The 2,336-nt window shown below is 42.6% G+C and carries 4 protein-coding genes; all 4 read right to left on the bottom strand.

Annotated elements, in window-relative coordinates:
* On the bottom strand, nucleotides 1-265 hold a 265-nt coding region (gene rnpM, locus AC1DUA_RS34205), incomplete at its 3' end, for an RNase P modulator RnpM (RefSeq protein ID WP_477503980.1).
* A gap of 30 nt (nucleotides 266-295) precedes the next feature.
* On the bottom strand, nucleotides 296-1,393 hold the full coding sequence (nusA, locus tag AC1DUA_RS34200) for a transcription termination factor NusA (protein ID WP_477503979.1): 1,098 nt from the start codon (nucleotides 1,391-1,393) through the stop codon (nucleotides 296-298).
* Between the two features lie 36 nt (nucleotides 1,394-1,429).
* Complete coding sequence (rimP, locus tag AC1DUA_RS34195) at nucleotides 1,430-1,894, bottom strand: ribosome maturation factor RimP (RefSeq protein ID WP_477503978.1); 465 nt, start codon at nucleotides 1,892-1,894, stop codon at nucleotides 1,430-1,432.
* A gap of 219 nt (nucleotides 1,895-2,113) precedes the next feature.
* Nucleotides 2,114-2,336, bottom strand: a 223-nt coding sequence (locus AC1DUA_RS34190) for a helix-hairpin-helix domain-containing protein (RefSeq protein WP_477503977.1), incomplete at its 5' end; no start/stop codon positions are given.

Below are 2,336 nucleotides of genomic sequence, written 5' to 3'. Positions count from 1 at the left end.
CAACCCGAACAAAATCTTGTTCCAGTTGGTCATAAATATCAGCGCTTACGGCATGCTTAAGTGCTCGATCCAAGGCTTTGCTTTTCTTTGCCAATTTAAAACAAGAAACTTTACCGCATAAGTAGGCACCGCGCCCGGATTTTTTCCCTTTAAGATCAATGAGAATGTCATCTTCAGGCGTTTTGACGACGCGGATCAATTCCCTCTTCGGCATCATTTCCTGGCAGGCCACGCATTTTCTCAGAGGGACTTTTCTCTGCTTCATTCCGATCACCCCTTGCTTCCAAACAAAAACTTAATCGATACTGACTGAATCTTGATGCATTTCTTCTGTATAAGTTTTCACTCGGCCAAATTCTTGTTCCGCTTGTGATTCACTCTTAATGTCGATTTTCCAGCCTGTCAATTTAGCTGCAAGGCGGGCATTTTGCCCTTTGATACCAATTGCTAATGATAATTGATAGTCTGGAACAATGACGCGCGCCATCTTTTCATTTTCATGAATTTGAACTTCAAGAACTTTGGAAGGGCTTAGCGCATTGGCCACGTACTCTYCCACGCTTTCCATCCAACGAACAATGTCGATTTTCTCGCCGCGCAGCTCAGTAACAATCGTTTGAACACGTAAACCTTTGGGTCCAACACAGGAACCTACAGGGTCAACCTCAGCATTACGTGAGTGAACAGCGATTTTGGAACGGAACCCTGCCTCACGAGCCACGGAACGAATTTCGACGACAYCATCAAAAATTTCAGGCACTTCGAGTTCAAATAGACGTTTAAGCAAACCGGGATGTGTACGGGACAAAATGATTTGTGGTCCCTTAGTCGTATTCTCCACTTTGGTGATATACGCTTTGATCCGATCGCCCTGTTTAAACTTGTCTGTTGGCATGAGTTCAGTTAAAGGCAACACGGCCTCCACTTTACCTAGATCAACATAAATGTTGCGTTGATCTTGACGCTGAAGAATACCCGTAACGATATCTTCCTCTTTGTCAATAAATGCATTGTAAATCAATCCACGCTCAGCTTCACGAATACGCTGCGTTACAACCTGTTTGGCTGTTTGAGCAGCAATTCTACCAAAATCGCGAGGCGTAACTTCAATTTCAACAATATCTTCCAGTTGATAATTAGGATTAATTTCACGCGAAGCGTGGAGCGAAATTTCCAATCTTGGATCGAGTACTTCCTCAGTTACGGCTTTGCGTGCAAACACCTTGATGAGACCAGTATGACGATTGATATCTACGCGCACATTTTGCGCTGTATTGAAATTACGCTTATAACTTGAAATCATCGCTGCTTCAATTGCATCGATAAGTAACTCTTTAGAGATACCCTTCTCGCGTTCAATTTCCGACAGCGCTTCGATGAAATCCGTGTTCATTTGAACTGAGTCCCCCCCTTCAATAAGTAACGGTCACTAAAATACGATAGCTAAACGAGCGCTTGCTACCTTAGTGAACGGAATAGTAACTTTCTTTTTGCCAATTTCAATGATGAGATCTTGTTCGTCAAAGGATACCAATAATCCTTCAAACTCCTTGGAGTCCTCGATCTGCTCATAGGTCGTAACAAATACGTGACTATTCACGGCTCTGTAATAATCTTGCGTCTTCTTCAATGGACGTTCGGCCCCTGGTGAAGAAACCTCCAAGAAATAAGCATCAGCAATCGGATCTTTCTCATCCAATTGAACACTAAGGTATTCACTGATACGGCCGCAATCATCTATATCAATTCCGCCTTCTTTGTCAGCGTAGACACGAAGGAACCAATTGCTGCCCTCTTTGACATATTCAATATCCACGAGTTCAAATCCATTTTGTTCAATGAAATCCTTCAGCATGTCCTCTATGACGGATTTGATGTGTGCTTGTGTAACCACAGATTAATGTACCTCCTAAATTGACCTTTCCCTAGTCATAACCCGAAAAGTCCTATATCAAAATGTAAAGAGTGGGTTTCCCCACTCTTTAATCACAAGATGATATCCTCATTATTGCCAATAAAAATTATACCATAACCAATCTTTGCATTACAATAGCAAACTTGTTAATGATTTTCACTTGACAGCTAATGTTTCAACTATGCTATGCAATGAAATCTAGAATAGTGACAGCTGATTAGATTCCGGCATACCTCGGAAACATCCCATCGACGTTAATAGCTCGATCACGGTTTTGGAAGCTTTGGATCGATTCTGGAAATCCTCGACCGAGAGGAAATCGCCCTCATCCTTGGCGGCCGCAATATTCTTCGCTGCGTTCTCGCCAATACCTGACATAGCGGCAAATGGAGGAATCAATGCGCTGCCATCAATTGTGAAT

The sequence above is a fragment of the Paenibacillus sp. 01T422 genome, from assembly GCF_056398785.1.
Note: the sequence above shows the minus strand (reverse complement) of the source record. Positions and strands in the feature narration are given on the sequence as shown.